The organism is Gordonia asplenii (genome assembly GCF_012933505.1).
GTDB lineage: Bacteria > Actinomycetota > Actinomycetes > Mycobacteriales > Mycobacteriaceae > Gordonia > Gordonia asplenii.
On record NZ_JABBNB010000015.1, the window covers coordinates 86,394 to 107,333 of the forward strand.

Sequence of the window (20,940 nt, forward strand, 5' to 3'; positions counted from 1 at the left end):
GATCGACTGACGATCCGTGCCAAGATCGTCGCGTACCGTGCCATCGGGTCGCGCGGCGTCGTAAATCGTGTGCTCGGCGAAATACGCTGCATTCCATGAGCCGAACAGTTGGTGGAATCGTGGGCCCGGGACAACCGGCGTCGGGCGGACAGGTGACGGGCGACGCCGGGACGAGCGGCGCCAACCCGCTCTCGTCGGTACGTGTGCGCGGGGCCCGCGAGCATAATCTGCGCGACGTCGACCTCGACATCCCGCGTGACGCGTTGGTCGCGTTCACCGGGGTGTCGGGATCGGGGAAGTCGAGTCTGGCGTTCGGCACCCTGTTCGCCGAATCGCAGCGCCGCTACCTGGAGTCGGTGGCCCCGTACGCGCGGCGGCTCATCGACCAGGTCGGGGTGCCCGACGTCGACTCGATCGAGGGGATGCCGCCCGCGGTGGCACTCCAGCAGCAGCGCGGCGGAACGAGCACGCGGTCGTCGGTCGGTAGTATCACCACGTTGTCGAGCCTGCTGCGCATGCTGTACTCCCGGGCGGGGACGTATCCGGCCGACCAGCCCATGTTGTTCGCCGAGGACTTCTCGCCCAACACGCCGCAGGGTGCGTGCCCGGCGTGCCACGGCATCGGCCGGGTATACGAGGTCACCGAAGCGCAGATGGTGCCCGACCCGACGCTGACGATCCGGGAGCGCGCCATCGCGTCGTGGCCGCCGGCCTGGTATGGCCAGAACCTTCGAGACATCCTGGTGTCGCTGGGCTACGACGTCGACACGCCGTGGCAGGACCTGCCCCGCGAAGACCGGGACTGGATTCTGTTCACCGAGGAACGACCGACCGTGCCGGTCTACGCCGGGTTCACCCCGGCACAGACGCGTCGGGCGATCCGCGACGACATGGAACCCAGCTACCAGGGCACCTTCGTCGGCGCGCGCAGGTACGTGCTCGACACTTTCGCCGGCACGAAGAGTGCGGGCGTCAAGAAGCGGGTGTCGCGATTCGTCGGCAGCGGACCGTGCACGGTGTGCCACGGCAAGCGGCTCAAGCCCGAGGCGCTGTCGGTGACCTTCGAGGGTTACGACATCGCCGACCTCACTCGGCTCACCCTCGATCAATTGGCCGACCTCTGCGCCGTCGTGCTGGCGCCCGACTGGTCGCCCGCGATGTCGGGTGGCGTCCTCGATCGTCGGGCTCGGCAGTCCGCGGTCGACGCGCGGGTCGCGGCCGGTGGCGCCGAGCACTCGGCCGCCCCCGACGTTCGGACGACGCCGAACATGTCGGCGGAGAAGCGTTCCGCTGCACAACGTCTGATCGCCGACCTCGCTGAGCGGCTGCAGCCATTGCGCGACCTCGGGCTCGGCTACCTGTCGCTCGCACGCAGTACGCCGACACTGTCCGGGGGCGAGTTGCAGCGCGTCCGGCTCGCGACACAGCTGTCGTCGCAACTGTTCGGCGTCGTGTACGTGCTCGACGAACCGTCCGCGGGCCTGCATCCGCGTGATCGCGATGCGTTGCGTGGCATCTTGGCGGGACTCAAGCGCAACGGCAACAGCGTGTTCGTCGTCGAACATTCGCTGGACGTGATCCGGTCTGCGGACTGGCTCGTCGACATCGGACCCGGCGCGGGCGAGAACGGCGGGCGAGTCCTCTACAGCGGTCCGCCGCAGGGGTTGGCCGACGTCGAGGAATCGGTGACCAGGCGCTATCTCCTTCGGGAGGGCGCCGGTGCCGCGCCGCGGGTGCCGCGGGATCGTGGCGACTGGCTGCAACTGACCGGTATTCACCGCAACAATCTGCATGATCTGTCAGTCTCGGTTCCGCTGCGTTGCCTGACCGCCGTCACCGGCGTGTCTGGATCGGGAAAGTCGAGTCTGGTCTCCCAAGCGTTGCCCGAGCTGGTCGGTGACTACCTCGGCCGACCCGTGCGCTTCGACGATGCCGACGACGACGATCTCCTCGCCGAGACCGTCACCGAGGTGGGCGGAACCGTCGTCGGCGACGTGGCGGGCATCCGTCGCGTGGTGTGCATCGACCAGAAGCCGATCGGTCGCACTCCGCGCTCGAATGTCGCGACGTACACCGGGATGTTCGACCACATCCGTCGGCATTTCGCGAATACTCCCGAGGCTCGTCGTCGGGGGTACAAGCCCGGCCGATTCTCGTTCAACGTCGCGGGCGGGCGGTGCCCGACGTGTGAGGGCGAGGGCTGGGTGATGGTCGAACTCCTCTTCTTGCCCAGTGTCTACAGCCCGTGTCCCGACTGTCATGGTGCGCGCTACAACGCCGAGACACTGGAGATCACGTGGCGAGGACGCAACATCGCCCAGGTGCTGGAGTTGAGCAATGCCGAAGCGCTCGAGTTCTTCGAGGGTGAGGCGGACGTGATCCGCCCGCTCGACGCCCTGCGCGACGTCGGGCTCGACTACCTGCGGCTCGGACAACCGGCGACCGAGCTGTCCGGCGGGGAGGCCCAACGCGTCAAACTCGCCGGCGAGCTGCAGCGCGCTCATCGGGGCGATACGCTCTACCTCCTCGACGAACCCACCGCCGGTCTCCACCCGGCCGACACCGATCGCCTGCTCGCGCACCTGCACCGACTCGTCGACGCCGGCAACACGGTCGTGGCCGCCGAACTGGACATGCGGGTCGTCGCACAGGCTGATCACGTCATCGACATGGGGCCCGGTGCAGGCGGTGCGGGCGGGCACGTCGTCGCCGCGGGTACTCCCGCCGACGTGGCGGCGTGCGATGCCAGTGCAACGGCCCGGTATCTGTCCGCTGAGCTGCCACGATGATCAGCGTGTCCAGTCAGTGCGATCGACTGCTTTTCGAATCGACGGAAGGACGAACATGCGGCAGCAGGTGCACGAAGCTCACGGGATGAAGGACCGGGTCGCGTTCTTTCTCCGACGAGAGTCGGGGTCGGCGGTAGTGCTCGCCGCCGCGACCGTGGTGGCGCTGGTGTGGGCAAATTCGCCGGCCTCGGCGGACTACTTCGCGTTATGGCAGCGCGAGGCCGGCTTCTACCTCGGATCGGTGGGCATGCACATGAGCCTGCATCACTGGATCAACGACGGGTTGATGGTGGTCTTCTTCTTTCTCGTCGGCCTGGAGGTACGTCAGGAATTCGCCCACGGTTCGCTGCGCGATCCGGCGCGAGCGAGCATCGCACTGGTCGCGGGAGTCGCGGGTGTGATTCTTCCGGCGCTGATCTACCTCCTCGTGGTCGGCGGCGATGGAGTCAAAGGCTGGGGCGCTGTCGTCGGCACCGACACCGCGTTCATGCTCGGCGCACTCGCCATCGTCGGCCCCCGACTCTCGGGTCAGCTGCGCGTGTTCCTGCTGACGCTGACGGTCGTCGACGACTTCCTCGCGGTATCGATCATCGGCGTGGTGTACAGCGAAGATATTCGCTTGGTACCGCTGCTGGTTTCCCTTGCCTGCTTGGTTGCCCTGTGGCTGCTGGGACGATCGCGACAATGGCGCGCCACTCCATATCTGTTGATCATCGTCGTGCTGTGGTTCAGCACCGTCGAGTCCGGTATCCATGCGTCGCTCGCCGGGATGGTCGCCGGATTGCTCGTCCCGGCCTATCCCACGCAACGACACAAGGTCGTGGAGGCCAAGCAACTGTTCCGGGACTTCTGGCAGTCGCCCAGCGCGGCGTCGGGCCGGGAAGTCGCTCGTGGCCTGGCGAAGGGAACCGCGGTCAATGAACGGCTCCACGAAGACCTGAGGTTGCCGACAGCTCTGCTGGTGGTGCCGCTCTTCGCGCTCGCCAACGCCGGCGTCGACCTGCGGGGCGGACTACTCTCCGACGCCGTCGGATCGAGTGTCACGTGGGGCGTTGTGCTGGGGCTCGTCCTGGGCAAGTTCCTCGGCATCGGCCTGGCAACCGTCGCCGCGGTGCGGTTCGGGGTGGGACGACTGCCGCAAGGCGTCGGCATGGGAAGCGTGTTCGGTGGCGCGGCGCTGTCGGGGATGGGCTTCACGGTGTCGCTGCTCATCATCGGGCTGGCCTTCGGCACGACGTCGGAGTTGGGCCGGCAGGCGACCGTCGGAGTTCTGGCGGCGATGGTCCTCGCCGCATTGCTCGGTTGGGCCATCTTCCGGGTTGCAGCGGCACGATGGGGCGAAGACACCGCCGATCTTCCGATGGTGCTGTCTCCGCCGGTCGACCCGGAGGTCGACCACATTCGCGGGCCGGAGGACGCCCAACTCACCCTGGTCGAGTTCGTCGACTTCGAATGTGCGTTCTGTGCCCACGCCACCGGCGGCTGGGAGGACCTGCATGCGCGGTTCGGCGACGACTTGCGCTATGTGGTGCGCCATCTGCCGCTCACCGATGAGCACCCGCACGCCCTGCTGGCGGCCAAGGCGGCCGAGGCCGCCGCGCGGCAGCAGATGTTCTGGCCGTGGCTCGATCTGGTGTTCACCCGACAGACCGATCTCGAACGCGCGGACCTGATCGCCTACGCGCGCGAGCTCGGCCTCGACGTCGCCCGATTCACCAAGGACCTCGACAGCGCCGAGGTCGAGGCACGCGTCGAGCGCGATGTGCTGAGCGCCGGGTCCAGCGGCGCCCGGGCAACCCCGACCTTCTTCATCGACGGCTGTCGTAACGTCGGGGCGTACGACGCCCGCGCGCTGTCCGCCGGACTCGAACACAGCCGCCGGGGTACGCGCACGCAGGATCCGGTCTAGCTGGTCCATTCCGGTGGTTGAGCCGCATACCACGGTGGTTGAGCCGCATACTCCGCTGGTTGAGCCGCAACTCCGCTGGTTGAGCGCCACCCCGCCGGTTGAGCCGCATACCCCGCTGGTTGAGCCGGGCCGAAGCGCCGACGCAGGCCCGTACCCCGCTGGTTGATCCGCACACCCCGCTGGTTGAGCGCCATACCGCTGGTTGAGCGCCACCCCGCCGGTTGAGCCGGGCCGAAGCGCTAGCGAAGGCCCGTGTCGAAACCACGTACGCCGACGATGTCAGCGCACCCCGCGCAGCACTCAACCTCACTCAACCTGGATCCACCGCACACGGACTCATTTCGCCGATTGAGCGTGCGCAGCGAGTCGAAATCAGAGTGAGTACCACCGGTGTTCGCGTGGCATCCGCCGTCGAGTTCCAAACCGTGGTGATCCCCTCGGGGTGTGCAACCAGCAGGCGCATTTGCGGTCGGTCGGTCTCGGCTTCCGCCCAGCATTGACTCACCGAAATCGGTTGTGTCACAGTGGTTTCGACACGTTAGTCACTTCGACTCGGCTAGCGCCTCGCTCAGTACGGCGCGCTAACACTCCTCACGGCTCAACCAGCGGGGATAGGCGGCTCAACCGCCGGGGTGGAGCCGCTGTCGGTCGATCAAGGCTGCGACCCGCGTCGGAGCCGGCCCCGCTCGCGGCTGAGCAGACACCTCGCTTGAGCCCTGCGGCGCGTAGGATGCCAACGGCGACCCAAAGCGAGCCGAGGAGGCAACCGTGCGCGTGGGAGAGGATGCGTCTGCGCCGCCCAATGTCGCCCGAACCTGGTCGACCGACGACGTCGCCCCAGAGTCTGCCGTAGATTACTGGCGCTCGGTCCGCCGCCACGTCTACGCCGACGTGTCCACCGAGCCGCATACCGGTGAGTTCACCGGATCGATCAGCAGCGCTTGCTACGGGGAGTACTCGGTGTCGACTAAACGCGCCAGCGGCGAGCGCGTGCTTCGGAGCGGTCGACTGATCGGACGCAGCACCGACGATCCCGACTATGTCTTTGCGGTATTACCCACGCGCGGAACGGGTTTCATCGAGCAGGCGGGCAACTCCGCCCGGTTCGGCCCGGGAGAGATGATCTGCTACGACAGCAGCCTTCCCTTCGAAATGAACTACGACGGCGGCTTTGAGCAAGTCGTCGTCCACCTGCCCGCGGACCAGGCATTCGCGACGTCGGGTGTGCGGCGCGGCGCGGAGTTGCTGGCCACACCGATAGCGCTCGACGGAGCGCTGTCGTCGGTGGCGTCGTTCTTCTTGAGTCTCGCTCACACGCAGTTGGACGACCCGGTCGGCGCCGCGATCCTGGCGCCCCAGGTCACCGGTCTCGCCGGTTCGTTGCTCGCCTACGCCTCTTCGACGATGGGCGAACAGGATCTACCACTGCTCCTGCGCCGCGAGCAGGTCGTCGAGTACATGCGCCGACATCTGAGCGACCCCGACCTCGACATCCAATCCATTGCGGTCGGATGTCATGTGTCTCGTCGGAGCCTGTATCGCATTTTTGAGGGAAGTGGCCAGAGCGTGGCCGGTCGACTTCGACTGCTCCGCGTCGAGGCGGCGCAGAAGCTGTTGGCCGCTCAGGGAAACGTTTCGATCGGGTCGGTGGCCCGCCACGTCGGATTCTCCAGCGAGGCGCAGTTCTACCGCACCTTTCGATCGATCACCGGCGCGACCCCCGGTGAATACCGGCAGCTCAGGAGCGGGGCGGCGGTGTTCGGCCGAGACGGTCGGCCGATCGGATCACCATCGCTCGACGGTCGGCGAGCGGTGGGATAAACCGGATCGGCTGACTCCGGGCAGCGGGTAGGGTCGAGTCGGGCCTGCTGAAACCCATTTGAACGAAGCCTCAATTGCCCGTACGTACGGTTAGGCGTAGCCTTGAAGTCAACCCGACGTCCCCGGCATTCGATGAGGAAACCATGACGGCAGTACAGCCTGCCCGCGCCGCCCGGAAGCGTGCCGGAGCCAGCGCGCGGCCCAGCAGCCGCGATGAGATTCGCGACGCCTTCACTCGCCGCGTTGCCGAATCCGGTTACGACGGAACCAATTTCGGTGCCATCGCCGAAGAGCTAGGCATCAGCAAGGGGACCATCGTCCATCATTTCGGGACCAAGGAGCTGCTCTTCGCCGACGCGCACGAGCGGTACATGGAGAATCGCCTCGCCGAGGCGAAAGACATCGTCGCGCGCCTCGATTCACCCGTCACCCGACTCGCCGGTCTCGTGTGGGCATTCGCGATGTATCAGACCTACGGGCGCACCGAGACGGTCGCATTTCAGCGCGAGATCATCCGATTCAACGACGCACCGTCGATGCAACGCTCCCGCGAACTGCGCGACGAATACCTCGATTTGCTCAAGAACGTCCTCGTCGAAGGCATCGACGCAGGCTTCTTCCACGACGGCAACGTGTCGATCTGGGCACTGCAGATCTTCGGCGGCACCCAGTGGATGTGGACGTGGTTCAATCCCTCGGGAAGCGTGTCCAACGACGACGTCGCACAGTCCTACGTCACGCTCATCCTGCGTGGTTTGTTGCTCGACGCAGGCGTCGTCGACGCGCTGATCGCCCCCGCCGGAACCGTGCGGATCGCTGTCTACGAGGTGCTCGACGCCGCAGCGCAGGCGCTCTGACACAAACTCACAAGTAAACCAGAGTAGACCGAAGTCATTGCGCTGCAATGGCTTCGGGCCGCATTGCGTTCACGTGTACGGCAGGCCCCTAGGGTGTGTCCCCCCATTCCCTTTGCGGTCCTCGGCGGCCCGCTGACCGCCTGGCTGCGTTGTCGCCGGTCACGATAGCTGCCGCTATCGCTCCCTCCTCCGCCTTGCCAGATCGGCCACCGACGAAATGCCCCGTCGCTGCGCTCGCCCCGGCGATGCCTTGCAGAAGAATTGGGAGACACACCCAAGCAACGCGGACTGGAAATTCACTATTGACCGTACAGGCGGTCAATGAGATAGTCGTCACAGCGCGCATGCATCTCACACCGCACCGACTCGTGGTTGGACGGAAAAGTTCCGTTCGGCGACATCAATCACAGACTCGTCGACTTCGGGCCGATACTCCGATCAACCCGCGTCGACCACTGATCGAGACCCGATCGAAGGAAACCCAATGAGCAGAACCGAATTCATCACCGATTTCTTCGGGCACGTCGACGCCACCGATTTTGACTGGTGCCAGGACTATCTGGCGCCCGACTGTCGTATCGAGGCTCCCGGATTCTCCCAGCAGGGCGGCGAGGTGGTGATCTTGTGGATGGCAGGCTTCTTCGCGGCCTTTCCCGACCTCAAGCATCGCCCGTACCAGGTTGCGTCAGAAGGAGATTCATCGGCATTCCTCGTCGAAGTCACCGGCACTCACACCGAGGACCTCGCCCTCCCGGACGGTGGCGTCGTGCCGCCCACCGGCAGGCAGTTACGGATGATCCTCGGCGAATTCTGGACCTTCGACGCCGAGAAGGTCACCGAGTACCGCGTCATCTACGACCAGGCCGAATTCATGACACAGCTCGGCCTGATGTAGCGAGCGCGCTCGGCCGAACGAGCGACACCGTTGGCTTCAGCCCGGACTCACCGATGGCCGCCCCATCGCTGCTGGTTGAGCGAGGCGCAGCCGAGTCGAAACTGCGCGACGTAAACTTCACGCCTCGGAATCCGTTGTGTTGCTGTGGTTTCGACTCGTTCTCCGCTAGCGCTCCGAGCGGCTCAACCAGCGGTTGGCCGACCCGGTCACCACGGCTCAACCATCCCTGCTGGTTGAGCGAGGCGTAGCCGAGTCGAAACCTCCCGTGGGTGTCTCCACGGCTCAACCGTCCTGCTGGCTGAGCGAGGCGAAGCCGAGTCGAAACCCCACAACACTGACTTGCTCCGCACGCCCAACAAATACTCCCAAGCTCTTGAAACTGACCGCACGTACGGTTAGTGTGAGTGCCATCACCCGCAACACCCCAAGGAGAATCCAATGTCACAAGCGCCCCGCTACACGATGTACATCGATGGCCGGTGGGTGGATTCGGCGGAATCCACCGAGGTTCGTGCGCCCGCCGACGGTTCGCTGGTCGCGACCGTTGCCCGGGGCAATCTCGACACCGTCAACCAGGCGGTCGCCGCCGCGAAGGCCGCCCACGAGTCGGGCGTATGGCGCGACAAGTCGCCGAATGAGCGCGCCGATCTCATGGACGCCATCGCCGACAATCTCGCCGCCCGCCTCGAGGAGCTGACTGTTCTGCAGGTGCGGGAGAACGGTGCGACAGTGCGCGGCGCAGGAACCTTCCTGATCGGCTACGCGATTGCGAACCTGCGCTACTTCGCCTCGCTGGCAAGGACATTCGCCTTCGAAAAGCAGGGCGAGCTGATCGAAGTTCCGACGCTGGCGTCGGGTCTCATCCGCTACGAGCCGGTCGGCGTGTGCGGCGCCATCGTCCCGTGGAACTTCCCGCTGCTGCTGGCGGTATGGAAGCTGGGCCCGGCACTGGCGGCCGGCAACACCATCGTGCTCAAGCCCGACGAGCAGACACCGCTCACTCTCCTTGAATTGGCAAGGGCCGCAGACGAAGTAGGGCTGCCGGCGGGCGTGCTCAACGTTGTCACCGGACCGGGCAGCGTCGTCGGAGCGCGACTGTCGGAGCACCCTGACGTCCGCAAGGTCGCCTTCACCGGCTCGACCGACGTGGGCAAGACCGTCATGCGCGCGGCCGCCGACAACGTCAAGAAGGTCACCCTGGAACTCGGCGGCAAGGGCGCCAATGTGGTGCTCGACGACGCAGACATCGACCTCGCCGTCGACGGCTCGCTGTTCGCATTCCTGCTGATGAGCGGCCAGGCCTGTGAGTCGGGCACCCGCCTGGTGCTCGCCGATTCCATCTACGACGAGTTCATGAGCAAGCTCATCGAGCGCATCTCCACCATCACCCTCGGCGACCCGTTGTCGCTGACGACCGACATCGGCCCGCTCGTCTCGGCGAAGCAGAAGGACCGCGTCGAGAAGTACATCGCACTCGGCCAGGAGGAAGGGGGCAAGGTCGCCTTCCAGGGGGCGATCCCCACCGATCCCGCTCTGGCGCAAGGACATTGGGTCGCACCGGTCATCCTCACCGACATCACCAACGACATGCGCATCGCCCGCGAAGAGATCTTCGGCCCGGTCCTCGTCGTCATCCGCCACACGGGCGACGACGATGCCGTGGCCATCGCCAATGACAGTGAATACGGCCTGTCGGCCGGTGTGTGGAGCCGCGACAACCAGCGCGCACTCGCCGTCGCGCGCCGCCTCGAGGCGGGCACCGTCTGGGTCAACGACTGGCACATGGTCAACGCCCTGTACCCGTTCGGCGGCTACAAGCAGTCGGGCATCGGCCGGGAACTCGGCCCCGATGCGCTCAAGGAGTACGTCGAGGCGAAGTTCATTCACGTCGACCTCACCAACGACGTCAACAAGCGCGCCTATCCCGTCGTCGTGTCGGCGCCGCGCTCGTGACCCGCACAGGAGCAACGACAATGACCATCGCACCGATCACTTCTCACCTCGACCGCTGGGCCGACGCCAAGCCCGACGCCCGCGCGGTCAGCTACGGCGACATCGACTATTCGTGGAGTCGGTTCCGTGCTCGCGTCCATGCCAACGCGGCCGCACAGTGCGCCACCGGCATCGAGCCGGGCGACCGAATTGCGTTCCTGGACAAGAACAATCTCACCTGCCTGGAGACGACGCTGGGCGCCGCGCTGACCGGAGCGGCCAATGCCGTCATCAACTTCCGGCTCTCGGCCGCCGAGATCGGCTACATCATCAACGACGCCCAGGCGAAGATCGTGATCGTCGGGCCGGAGTTCGCCGAACTCGTCGACGGCCTGCGCGCGAGCCTTCCGACCGTGCAGCGCGTCATCGTCACCGGCGGCGACGACGATGAATATGAAGCATGGCTGGCCGCCGGCTCGGAGGCGTTCGAGCCCGTGGCGTTCGACCCGGACACCTGTTTCCTGCAGCTCTACACGTCGGGAACCACCGGTCATCCTAAGGGCGCGATGCTGACTCATCGCAGCCTCGACGCGCACAACGCGGCAGCTGTCGCAGGCTTCAACTTCACTGCCGATTCGGTGAACATGGTCGCCATGCCACTGTTCCATGTCGGCGGGTCGTCGTGGTCGCTGGCCGGTATCTCGGTGGGCGCGCAGACCGTGGTCGTACGCGAGGTGGTTCCGACCGCTGTGCTCGACGAGATCGAAGCCCGCGGTGTGACGCACGCGTTCTTCGTGCCCGCCGTCTACGGATTCTTCCTGGCCGAGCCGCGCGTCGCCGACCGTGACTACTCACGGGTCCGCTGCCTGGGCTACGGCGGCTCGCCGATGCCGCTGCCGACCATGCGTGCGTGCCTTCAGACCTGGCCGCGCGCCGACTTCTACCAGGTGTACGGCATGACCGAGATGTCTGGTGTCTTCAGCGTCCTCGGGCCCGACGATCACCGCGACGCAGCCCACCCCGAGCGACTCGTGTCGGCGGGACGTCCGCTGCCGGGAACCACGGTGAAGGTGGTGGACTCCGACGGCAACACGCTGCCGGTAGGTGAGGTCGGCGAGTTCTGGACGCAGTCACAGCAGCACATGCTCGGCTACTGGGGTCGGCCCGAAGCCACGGCGGAGGCACTCGTCGGCGACGACTGGCTGCGCACCGGCGACGCCGGACGAATGGACGACGGCGGTTACCTGTTCATCTCCGACCGGGTGAAGGACATGATCATCTCCGGTGGTGAGAACGTGTACCCCGCCGAAGTGGAACGCGTCGTCATCGAGCACGCCGCGGTCGCCGACGTCGCGGTGATCGGTGTGCCCGACGATAAATGGGGAGAGACCGTCAAGGCCGTCGTCGTACTGGTCGACGGTGCGTCGGTCACCGAAGCCGAGCTGATCGTCCACTGTCGTGCGCAGTTGGCGGGGTACAAGACACCGAAGTCGGTCGACTTCCTGTCTGAGCTGCCGCGCAACCCGACGGGCAAGGTCCTCAAGCGCGAGATCCGCAAGAAATACTGGGAGGGACGCACACTGCACACGTAGGACGTGCGGGTAAGTCGGGGGTGGCGGATCTGTTCACGTGCGTGGCGTGATTATTCACGCGCGCCACGGCCGTAACGGGTCATAATCGTCACCGAAGGCGTGAGCTGGGATGCTCAGGAGAATTGAGGCGACGAGATGCCGGCTGCAAACGACTCGTTCCGGGTCGACGCGACAGGCGCCGATGGCCGGCATGAACAGTGGCAGTCGATGCTGTCGTCGACTCACCTCCCCTGGGCGACCCGGTTGAGCCCAGCCGACGCGCCGTTCGAGGCGTCGGTCAAACGCTGGTGGATCGATGATCTGGCATTGGTGGACTGCGACTGTGGCCCGTCGTCGGGCACAAGGCAGCGTCGTCAGATCGCGATGACCGACGGAGACTTCTTCATCGTCCTGATGAAGAAGTCTGGCAACGAATCGGTCACCCAGAACGATGTGACGGTGGATCTGTCGCCGGGTGACGCAATCGGCTGGGACAGCACCCGGCCCGCGCGATTCACTGTGTGGCAGCAGCTTTCGAAACGGAGTCTGATCATCCCACGGTCGGCGATCGAGGAAGTCGGCGGCGCACCGTGGGCCCGATCCGGGGTCAGGCTCGAATCCACCTGTCCCGCAACACAGTTGCTGACTATGTATCTAGATTCGCTGAGTACCAGCCTGCCGATGCTCAGCCAGTCAGCCCTGTCCGCCGCCCGCAATGCGACTCTGGAACTCCTCATCGGCGCCCTGCGCCCAGATACGGTCGGCGTGAGTTCGTGGGCCCGCCCAGCGATCCGTGATGCGATCGACCGCTACATCGAGCAGCATCTGCTCGATCGTGAGCTGTCGCCCGGATCAATCGCGCAAGCGCACGGCGTCTCGGTCCGCACGGTCAATCGAGTCTTCAACGCGACCGGCCAAACGGTCAGCGACGTCGTACGTGTCCGTCGGCTGGCCCGCGCTCGCACGGATCTCGCCGAGACGTCGAGTTCGGTTGCGGCGATCGCCAACAAATGGGGGTTCTCCGACGCGAGCCACCTGAGTCGGACGTTCAAGGCGCACTATGGTGCCTCGCCTCGTGACTTCCGCTCGGCGCAAGCAGCGGCCGCGAATTGACTTGAGCCGTCGGGTTCCTCGGCGTCGAGTCCGCGACAAGCCTGAACAGGCAAAGTGGCGCACGGATCCATCACCGTGGCGCATGTGTTCATTGAACCGCACCTCTTTCCCGATGAGACTGAGATCACAGCGCGAGATCGCACCGGCCTCGTCCGGCGATCGGCTGAAATCATCTATCCCAGAAGGAGATTCGACTATGACACGACGCGACATCGAGTTCGGCGCCGAGGGAGTCACCCTGCGCGGCTGGTTCTACCCGAGCGAGGCCGCGGGCGAATCGCACCCGACTATCGTTATGGCGCACGGATTTTCGGCGGTCAAAGAGCAGTACCTCGACCGGTATGCCGAGGTGTTCGCGGATGCGGGGCTGAACGCGTTGGTGTTCGACAACCGGAACTTCGGCGACAGCGACGGCGAGCCCCGCCAAGAGATCGACCCGTGGCAGCAGATCCGCGACTACCGTCACGCGATCACCTACGCGACGACCCTCGGGGAAGTCAATGACGATCGGATCGGTGTGTGGGGCTCGAGCTACTCCGGCGGCCACGTTCTGGTCGTGTCGGCGATCGACCGACGCGTGAAAGCGGTTGTCAGCCAAGGCGCGATGGTCGACGGTTACCGAAACCTGCGGCGATTGGTACGCCCGGATTTCCTCGGCGGCTTCCGTGCGCAGTTCGATGCCGACCGGTTGGCCCGGTTCAACGGCGACGCTCCGGCGACCGTTCCGGTCGTCGACGAGAACCCACTTGCTCCGTCGGCGTTGCCGACCGCCGACTCCTATCAATGGTTCACGCACAGCGGCAGCACCATCGCCCCGAACTGGCGCAACGAAGTGACTCTGCGCAGCGTCGAGATGTTCGGCGAGTATGTGCCCGCCGACTTCGTCGAATACATCAGCCCCACCCCACTGCTGATGCTTCCCGCCGTCGATGACGTACTCACACCGACCGATTTGGCGATTGAAACCTACGAACGTGCCCGCGCGCCGAAGCGCATCGAGATCCTGCCCGGCGGCCATTTCGACATCTACACCGACGGGTTCGCTCAATCGAGCGCACTGGCCTGCGACTGGTTCGTAAAGTATCTCGTCGGCTGACGCTTACCGAGGTTCCACCGGCGGTGCTGACGAAGCGGCTCGACCCGCGGCGGGAGCACCATCTCCGCTAGTGAGCCGTCCCATTTCCGCTGGTTGAGCCGTGAGGAGCGTTAGCGACGAGCGTGTCGAAACCACGGTGAGACAGCAGATTTCGGTGAGTCGAGGCTGACCGGGGACGGCGACATCAGTGCATCCGTCGAATGCACCTGCTGGGTGCATTCGACTGGAGAAGATCACACGATCGGAGCGCGAGATGAACGGTCGCACGAAACCTGTTGAGTCATCGGGGTTTCGACTCGGCTTCGCCTCGCTCAACCAGCGGAAGGGATGGCCCACTCGTGACGATCGGTGAATCCAGGTTGAGCCGCCTCATCTCCGCTGGTGAGCCGTCCCATTTCCGCTGGTTGAGCCGTGAGGAGCGTTAGCGACGAGCGTGTCGAAACCACGGTGAGACAGCAGATTTCGGTGAGTCGAGGCTGACCGGGGACGGCGACATCAGTGCATCCGTCGAATGCACCTGCTGGGTGCATTCGACTGGAGAAGATCACACGATCGGAGCGCGAGATGAACGGTCGCACGAAACCTGTTGAGTCATCGGGGTTTCGACTCGGCTTCGCCTCGCTCAACCAGCGGAAGGGATGGCCCACCCGTAGCGATCGGTGAATCCAGGCTGAGGCGCCCCATCCCTGGTGGGTGAGCCGCCCCATCCCTGCTGGCTGAGCCGGACCGACCGGTCCACGCGATCGGTGCAGGAGAATCCGCGAAATCGTTGACTAACCGTACGTGCGGTCAGTACGATGAGTCTCGTGACCCAGACCACTTCGAAACACCGCACTTCCATGGATCCGCGCGGCCGCACGCTGTCGGCGTGGCTCGACATGGTTCATTGGCCGACCATCGCCGATCGCACGCCTGAGCAGGCCCGCAGCGACTATCAGGTGCTGGTGTCGACCACGACGCGACGGACCGTCGGCGGGTGGCGTCGTTCGACGCGCGCCATCGTCGACGACGGTGTGCAGGTTCCGGTTCGCGTCTACTGGCCGCGGCGGTTCGACGTTCGACGCTCCGCTCGGGACGACCGACCGATCGTCGTGTGGTTGCATGGCGGTGGATTCGTGGTGGGGGACCTGTTCACCGCGGATCAGATGTGCCGCAAGATCGCCAACTACTCCGGCGCCGTCGTCGTCTCGGCGGACTACCGTCGTACGCCGGAGAGTCCGCTGGCCGCCGCACATGAGGATGCGCGGACCGTCGTGCGGTGGGCCTACGACCACGCCCGTGTACTTGGCGCCGACCCGCGGCGGCTCATCGTCGCCGGCGACTCGGCGGGCGGAAACCTCGCGGCTGCCCTCACCCAGCACTTCCGTGACGATGCCACCGCGCGCATCGCCGGACAGGTATTGGTCTATCCCGCAACCGATTTGACTCTCTCGCACATGGACGACCACGCCGCGAACGGCTTCTTCGACGTCAACGCCATCGACTGGTTCGGCACGCATTCGCTCGCCGGCGTCGATCGCACCGACCCGGCGATCTCGCCGCTGCTCGCGGCGTCGCACGCGAATCTGCCGCCCGCGCACATCGTCGTCGGCGGCGCCGATCCGTTCTGTCCCGACGGCCGTGCATACGCGGAGGCGTTGGAGAAGGCGGGCAATGAGGTTGTGTGCGAGGAGTATCCGCGTCAGATCCACGGCTTCGTCGACATGGATGCGATGTTCCCCGCCGGTCACGCCGCGCTGGCGAGTATGGCCCGCACCATCTCGATGATCGCCCCCGTCGCCGAGGCTCCGGTCCCCGCCGAGGCGTCGAGCCCGATTCGCTGGTCGTCGTCGCTCATCGAGGCGGGTACACGGCTCGACGAAGCGTGGCTGCGCACCCCGATGGTCAACACCGGGCGCATCATGTCGACGCTGGCCGCCGAGTACTGGCGCCGGCCACCGGTCTCGGCGGCAGGAGCGCTCACCAGCGTCGCCCGCAGCGTCCGGCTCGGCTCCCGGCCCAAGCGCACCGAAACCCCGCGCATCGAGACCTGCGGCGTCGAAACCCGCGCCGTCGAGACCCGCAGTACCGCAGCATCTTCTGATTCCGCCCCCAACTCGAACACCCCCGCAGGAAAGCAGGACTAGTCATGGCAACGATTCCCGATTTCTTGGATCCCGGCCTCTACACCGACGGAGTGCCCTACCAACTCCTCGACGAACTGCGCGAGCAGGCACCCGTGCAGTGGGTCGACGAGCCGGCGTCGGGATCGTTCGACGGCGGCCCCGGCTACTGGCTGGTGCTGTCGCATGAGTTGGTCTCCCAGGTGTCGCGCACCCCGGCCGACTTCTCATCGAGCCGAGGCACGGCCTTCCTGCGCGAGCAGCGACCCAGCGACATCGCCGTGCTGCGCCGAATGATGCTGCACATGGATCCGCCCGATCACACCAAGCTGCGCAAGATCGTCAACAAGGCGTTCACTCCGATGGCGATCCGCAAGACCCTCTTCGACTCGATCACCCACCATGCTCGTGAGGTCGTGAACACGGTGTGCGAGAAGGGATCTGCCGATCTGCTCGGTGAGATCGCCGCGGAGATGCCGCTGTTGATCCTGGCCGAACTACTCGGGGTCCCCGCCGAAGACCGGCACTTGCTGTACTCGTGGACCAACGCACTCGTCGGCATCGACGACCCGGAGTACGGCGGCGACCCGCAGGTCTTCCTCGATGCCTTCGCGCAGATGTTCGCTTACGCCCGGGCGAAGACCGCCGAGAAGCGGGCCAATCCCACCAACGACGTGTGGAGCACCGTCGTCAACGCGGAGGTGGACGGCGAGCGGCTCTCCGACGGTGACCTCGATCGCTTTTTCCAGCTGCTGATGATCGCCGGTAACGAGACCACCCGCAACCTGATCGCCGGGGGCATGAACATGCTGTTCACCCACCCCGACCAGTTCGATCGGCTGCGCGCCGACATCTCCCTGCTGCCCACCGCCATCGAAGAGATGTTGCGGTTCAATCCGTCGGTGATTCAGTTCCGCCGCACCGTGACCCGTGATCTGGAGTTCGGCGGTGTGCAAATGAAGGAGAACGACCGCGTCGTCATCAATTACGCTGCGGCTAACCGTGATCCGGCTGTCTTCGCCGATCCGCACACGTTCGACATCGGCCGCGACCCCAATCCGCACAACTCCTTCGGTGACGGCACCCACTTCTGCCTCGGCTCCAACCTCGCGCGACTGCAGGTCCGCGCCCTGCTCACCGAACTGCTCACCCGACTGCCCGACATCGCCCCCGGCGGCGACCCCGAGCGGATGCGCTCCAACTTCATCAACGGCATCAAGCGGATGCCGGTGGTGTTCACGCCGTCGGCGAGGGTTGTCGGGGTCGACGTCGAAGAGGCAGCCGCGCAACAGGATTCAGCAGATGTCGCTCCGGCGGCGTCGACGCCGGAAGCCGCCCCCACGCACCAGACGCCGCTGCACATCTTCTTCGGGTCGAACTTCGGTACCGCCGAGGAGACTGCACAGATCATCGCCGACGAAGCGAAGCGTCGTGGTTTCGCCCCGGATCTGGCCGATCTCGACGACGCCGCGAACGGATTGTCGAGCGACGGTGCCGTCATCGTCGTCACCGCGACCTACAACGGCACCCCGCCCGACAACGCGGGAGTCTTCGCGCAGGCCATCGAATCGAGCAGCTTCTCCGCGACGGGAATCCGCTACGCGGTATTCGGTTGTGGAAACTCCGAGTGGGACAAGACATTCCAGCATTTCCCGCGTGTGGTCGACGCTGGGCTCGCAGCGGCCGGCGGCACTCGCATCGGCGAGCGCGGTGAGGGCGACGCCGACGGCGACTTCGATGAAAGCTTCGAGACGTGGCTGGAGAGCCTGTGGCCCGCACTGGCCGCCGCGGTGGGGCTGTCGGCCGACGACCTGAGCGCGACGTCGCGCACCGACCGCTTCCGCATCGAAGTGGTGTCGCCGACCCGGCCGGGGCCGTTCGTCGAATCACGCGGGGCGGTGCCGATGCGCCTGACCGACGCTCGCGGGCTCACGCGCCAAGTCGGTGATCTGAACATCAAGACGGTGCGCCACATCGAGTTCGAGCTGCCCGCGGGCACCACCTACGCCGCGGGCGATCACCTCGGTGTGATCCCGCACAACGGTCCCGACCTCGTCGCTCGCGTCGTCGATCGATTCAATCTCGATCCTGCCGCGGTGATCGTGATCCGCGCCGACGACGCCGAATCGACCTTCCTGCCGGTCGGTGAGCGGATCAGTCTGGGCGATCTGTTGCGCGACTACGTCGAACTGCAGGGGATCGCGTCGCGCCGCAACGTCGAGGCGATGCTGGAGCACACCCGCTACCCGTGGACGCGCGACGCGTTGTCGGGATTGTTGGAGTCACCGGAAGCTTTCCGCGTCAATGTGATTGACCGGCGTAAGTCGGTGCTGGACCTGCTGGAGGAACATCCCGCATGCGAGCTGCCGTTCGAGTCGTATCTGGAATCGCTTGGACCGCTGGCGCCGCGCTACTACTCGATCTCGTCGTCGCCGCGCAGCGGGCCGGGGGTGTGCTCGATCACCGTGGGTGTGCTCGCCGAGGACGCGCGGTCGGGGTCGGGTCTGACCTACCGCGGGGTGTGCTCCAACTTCCTCGACGGCAAACGGGCAGGCGACGACGTATACGCCTTCGTCAGAGACACGTCGACGACGTTCCGGTTACCCGCCGACCACTCGGTGCCGGTGATCATGATCGGCTCCGGAACGGGGCTGGCGCCGTTTCGCGGATTCCTCGCCGAGCGGGCCGGACTGGCCGCCGACGGCGCGCAACTCGGCGAGGCCTTGGTGATCGCCGGCGCGCGTCATCCGCAGGCCGACCTGCTCTATGCGGACGAGTTCCGCGAGTACGGCCGCAGGGGAATCGCGCGCATCGAGCACGCCTTCTCCCGCGTCCCCAACACGCCGAAAGTCTATGTGCAGGACCGTGTTTCCGAACTCGCCGAGGAGATCTTGAGCAAGGTCGACGCCGGGGCGCACGTCTACCTGTGCGGTGCCAGCGCCATGGCCGACGGCGTCGGCGACGCACTGATCGCCGCCTTCGCCAACCGGGGTGGCGTCGACGTGGACATCGCCGAGAAGTGGTTTGCCGAGCTGTCGGCGTCGCCGCGGTACCACGTAGATGTGTGGGCGGCGGGTTAGGAACGGCCTCGCACTGCTGCGCGAAGGCGCTTCGCCCGCTCCCCGGGTGTCGCACTGCTGCGCGAAGGCGCTTCGCCGTTGCGCGGAGGCGTTCCACCCGCTCCCCGAGTGCTTCGCCGCTCCCCGGGCGCTCCACCCGCTCCCCGAGTGCCGAAGCGAGCTTGCGAGCTTCGGTGTAACGAGGGGTCGGCGACCCGAACCGCCCAACGTACCTACCGCACGTCGTCGAAATGCCCAGGCATACAAAGTATTCGGGGCCCAGCTGAATGCGTCGTCGCAGCGCCCCAACTCACCCCGAAGTTCGCGTCTCACTTCGGTACTCGGGGAGCGAAGGGGCGCGGCGGGCACTGTCAACAACCAAAGGAACCACCAAATGAAACTTCCACTCGAATGGGTCGGCGACCCGAAACTCGCCTATTTCGCGCTCGAACGCAAGGTCTCGCCCGGCCTGGAAGAGTTCGTACGCACCGACGCCTTCCTTGACGCGATGACCGCCGCGACGTCGATTCAGCGATTGGTCGGGCACGCCGTCCGCGGCGCCCAGGCGGCGATCGCCGGATCGCTGGGATTTCCCACCGGGCGTCAGGTCGAACGGTTGACCCGCGCCGTCGAGCAACTCGGTGAGCAGCTGTCGCTGCCGCCGGCCGAGCGCGTGGTCACCTCACACGTAGTTCGCGAGATGGAGGACCGGTCATGAAAGCTCTCGGCGTCGAGATCCCCGAAGCGATCACCGGACGCCTCGACCGCACCCGGTTGCGCGCGGTCAACGGGCTGCGTCTGCTCGCGGGCCTGGACCGACCCGGCGTCGGCTGCACGCCGCACACCGTCGTGTGGTCCGACGGCCGTGCGACGATGCGGCGTTACCGCGCCGGTGTCGGAAACGGGTCACCGATTCTATTGGTGCCCAGTCTGGTCAACCGCAGCTACATCTGGGATCTGCGTCCCGGCGACAGCGTCGTCGAACTGCTGATCGCAGCGGGACACGATGTGTATCTTCTCGACTGGGGCGAGCCCGACGCACGCGACGCGTCGGCGTCGATGAGCCGCTACACCGATGATTACCTGCAGCAGGCGTTCGACCGGACCGTCGAGCTGTCCGGGGAGGTGCCTATCGTGATCGGGCACTGCTTCGGCGGTCTGATCGCATTGTTGTGGGCGGCGTCGAATCCGCCGCAACAGCCGCGCGCGCTGATAACCATTGCGGCGCCGACGAATTGGTCGGAGATGGGGCCGCTGTCGTGGCTGACCCAGCAGGGCCGGATCGAGCCGGAAGACATCCTCGACGACACCGGCAACGTACCGCCGGACGCGATGTTGCGGGCGTTTCAGATGATCCGGCCGCTGGGCGACGTTACCGGTTACGTCACGATGATCGACCGGTTGCACGATCGTCAAGCGACACAGGCGATTTGGGCGTTGACCCACTGGGCGCACGACCATGTGCCGTTCCCCGGTGGAGTGTTCGTGGAGATGATCCGCGTGCTCAACCGGGACAACGCGCTGGTGACCGGCAAGGTGATGCTGGGCGGCAAGCTTCGTTCGCTCGACTCGATCACCACGCCGTTCCTAAACATCTACGGCACCACCGATCACGTGACACCGCCTGCGTCGGTGGCGCCGTTGACGGCGCTCGTCGGCACCGGCGGCGACGAACGGGTGCTCAAGGCCGGTCACGTCGGCCTCCTCGTCGGTGGATCAGCCAGGAAGAAGACGGTGCCTGCGATCGTGGAATGGTTGGCCGAGAAGGGAACGTAGGACGGCTTCAGGACTGAAAA

13 protein-coding genes are annotated in these 20,940 nt (G+C 65.8%); all 13 read left to right on the forward strand.

Going from position 1 to position 20,940, the window contains the following annotated elements; genetic code table 11:
• Positions 1 to 95 precede the first annotated feature (95 nt).
• The 13 genes from HH308_RS15595 to HH308_RS15655 all read left to right on the forward strand — a co-directional run bounded on the left by HH308_RS15595 (position 96) and on the right by HH308_RS15655 (position 20,920).
• A complete protein-coding gene (locus HH308_RS15595; RefSeq protein ID WP_170195140.1) occupies positions 96 to 2,789 on the forward strand; it encodes an excinuclease ABC subunit UvrA in 2,694 nt (897 codons plus the stop codon).
• A gap of 55 nt (positions 2,790 to 2,844) precedes the next feature.
• Positions 2,845 to 4,698 (forward strand): Na+/H+ antiporter NhaA, encoded by a 1,854-nt coding sequence (nhaA, locus tag HH308_RS15600; protein WP_170195141.1) that lies wholly within the window; start codon positions 2,845 to 2,847, stop codon positions 4,696 to 4,698.
• A 768-nt stretch (positions 4,699 to 5,466) separates the two neighbouring features.
• Positions 5,467 to 6,519, forward strand: a complete 1,053-nt coding sequence (locus HH308_RS30450) for a helix-turn-helix domain-containing protein (RefSeq protein WP_170195142.1) — start codon at positions 5,467 to 5,469, stop codon at positions 6,517 to 6,519.
• 143 nt (positions 6,520 to 6,662) lie between these two features.
• Positions 6,663 to 7,376 (forward strand): TetR/AcrR family transcriptional regulator, encoded by a 714-nt coding sequence (locus tag HH308_RS15610; protein ID WP_170195143.1) that lies wholly within the window; start codon positions 6,663 to 6,665, stop codon positions 7,374 to 7,376.
• A gap of 484 nt (positions 7,377 to 7,860) precedes the next feature.
• Positions 7,861 to 8,271, forward strand: a complete 411-nt coding sequence (locus HH308_RS15615) for an ester cyclase (protein ID WP_170195144.1) — start codon at positions 7,861 to 7,863, stop codon at positions 8,269 to 8,271.
• Between the two features lie 438 nt (positions 8,272 to 8,709).
• Positions 8,710 to 10,224 carry an aldehyde dehydrogenase family protein gene (locus HH308_RS15620; RefSeq protein ID WP_170195145.1) on the forward strand — a complete coding sequence of 505 codons (1,515 nt, stop codon included), beginning with the start codon at positions 8,710 to 8,712 and terminating at the stop codon, positions 10,222 to 10,224.
• 20 nt (positions 10,225 to 10,244) lie between these two features.
• Positions 10,245 to 11,795: a long-chain-fatty-acid--CoA ligase gene (locus HH308_RS15625; RefSeq protein WP_170195146.1), complete on the forward strand. Its 1,551-nt coding sequence runs from the start codon at positions 10,245 to 10,247 to the stop codon at positions 11,793 to 11,795.
• A gap of 135 nt (positions 11,796 to 11,930) precedes the next feature.
• Positions 11,931 to 12,887 carry a helix-turn-helix domain-containing protein gene (locus HH308_RS15630; protein WP_170195147.1) on the forward strand — a complete coding sequence of 319 codons (957 nt, stop codon included), beginning with the start codon at positions 11,931 to 11,933 and terminating at the stop codon, positions 12,885 to 12,887.
• A gap of 196 nt (positions 12,888 to 13,083) precedes the next feature.
• Entirely contained in the window at positions 13,084 to 13,983 is a 900-nt protein-coding gene (locus HH308_RS15635; RefSeq protein ID WP_170195148.1) for an alpha/beta hydrolase, read from the forward strand.
• 806 nt (positions 13,984 to 14,789) lie between these two features.
• The gene (locus tag HH308_RS15640; protein ID WP_170195149.1) at positions 14,790 to 16,109 is read left to right on the forward strand and encodes an alpha/beta hydrolase; all 1,320 of its coding nucleotides are present in this window, start codon (positions 14,790 to 14,792) and stop codon (positions 16,107 to 16,109) included.
• A 2-nt stretch (positions 16,110 to 16,111) separates the two neighbouring features.
• On the forward strand, positions 16,112 to 19,165 hold the full coding sequence (locus HH308_RS15645) for a cytochrome P450 (RefSeq protein ID WP_170195150.1): 3,054 nt from the start codon (positions 16,112 to 16,114) through the stop codon (positions 19,163 to 19,165).
• A gap of 373 nt (positions 19,166 to 19,538) precedes the next feature.
• On the forward strand, positions 19,539 to 19,862 hold the full coding sequence (locus HH308_RS15650) for a hypothetical protein (RefSeq protein ID WP_170195151.1): 324 nt from the start codon (positions 19,539 to 19,541) through the stop codon (positions 19,860 to 19,862).
• Positions 19,859 to 20,920: an alpha/beta fold hydrolase gene (locus tag HH308_RS15655; RefSeq protein WP_170195152.1), complete on the forward strand. Its 1,062-nt coding sequence runs from the start codon at positions 19,859 to 19,861 to the stop codon at positions 20,918 to 20,920. Before HH308_RS15650 ends, HH308_RS15655 begins: the two co-directional genes overlap by 4 nt.
• The last annotated feature ends 20 nt before the right edge of the window (positions 20,921 to 20,940 follow it).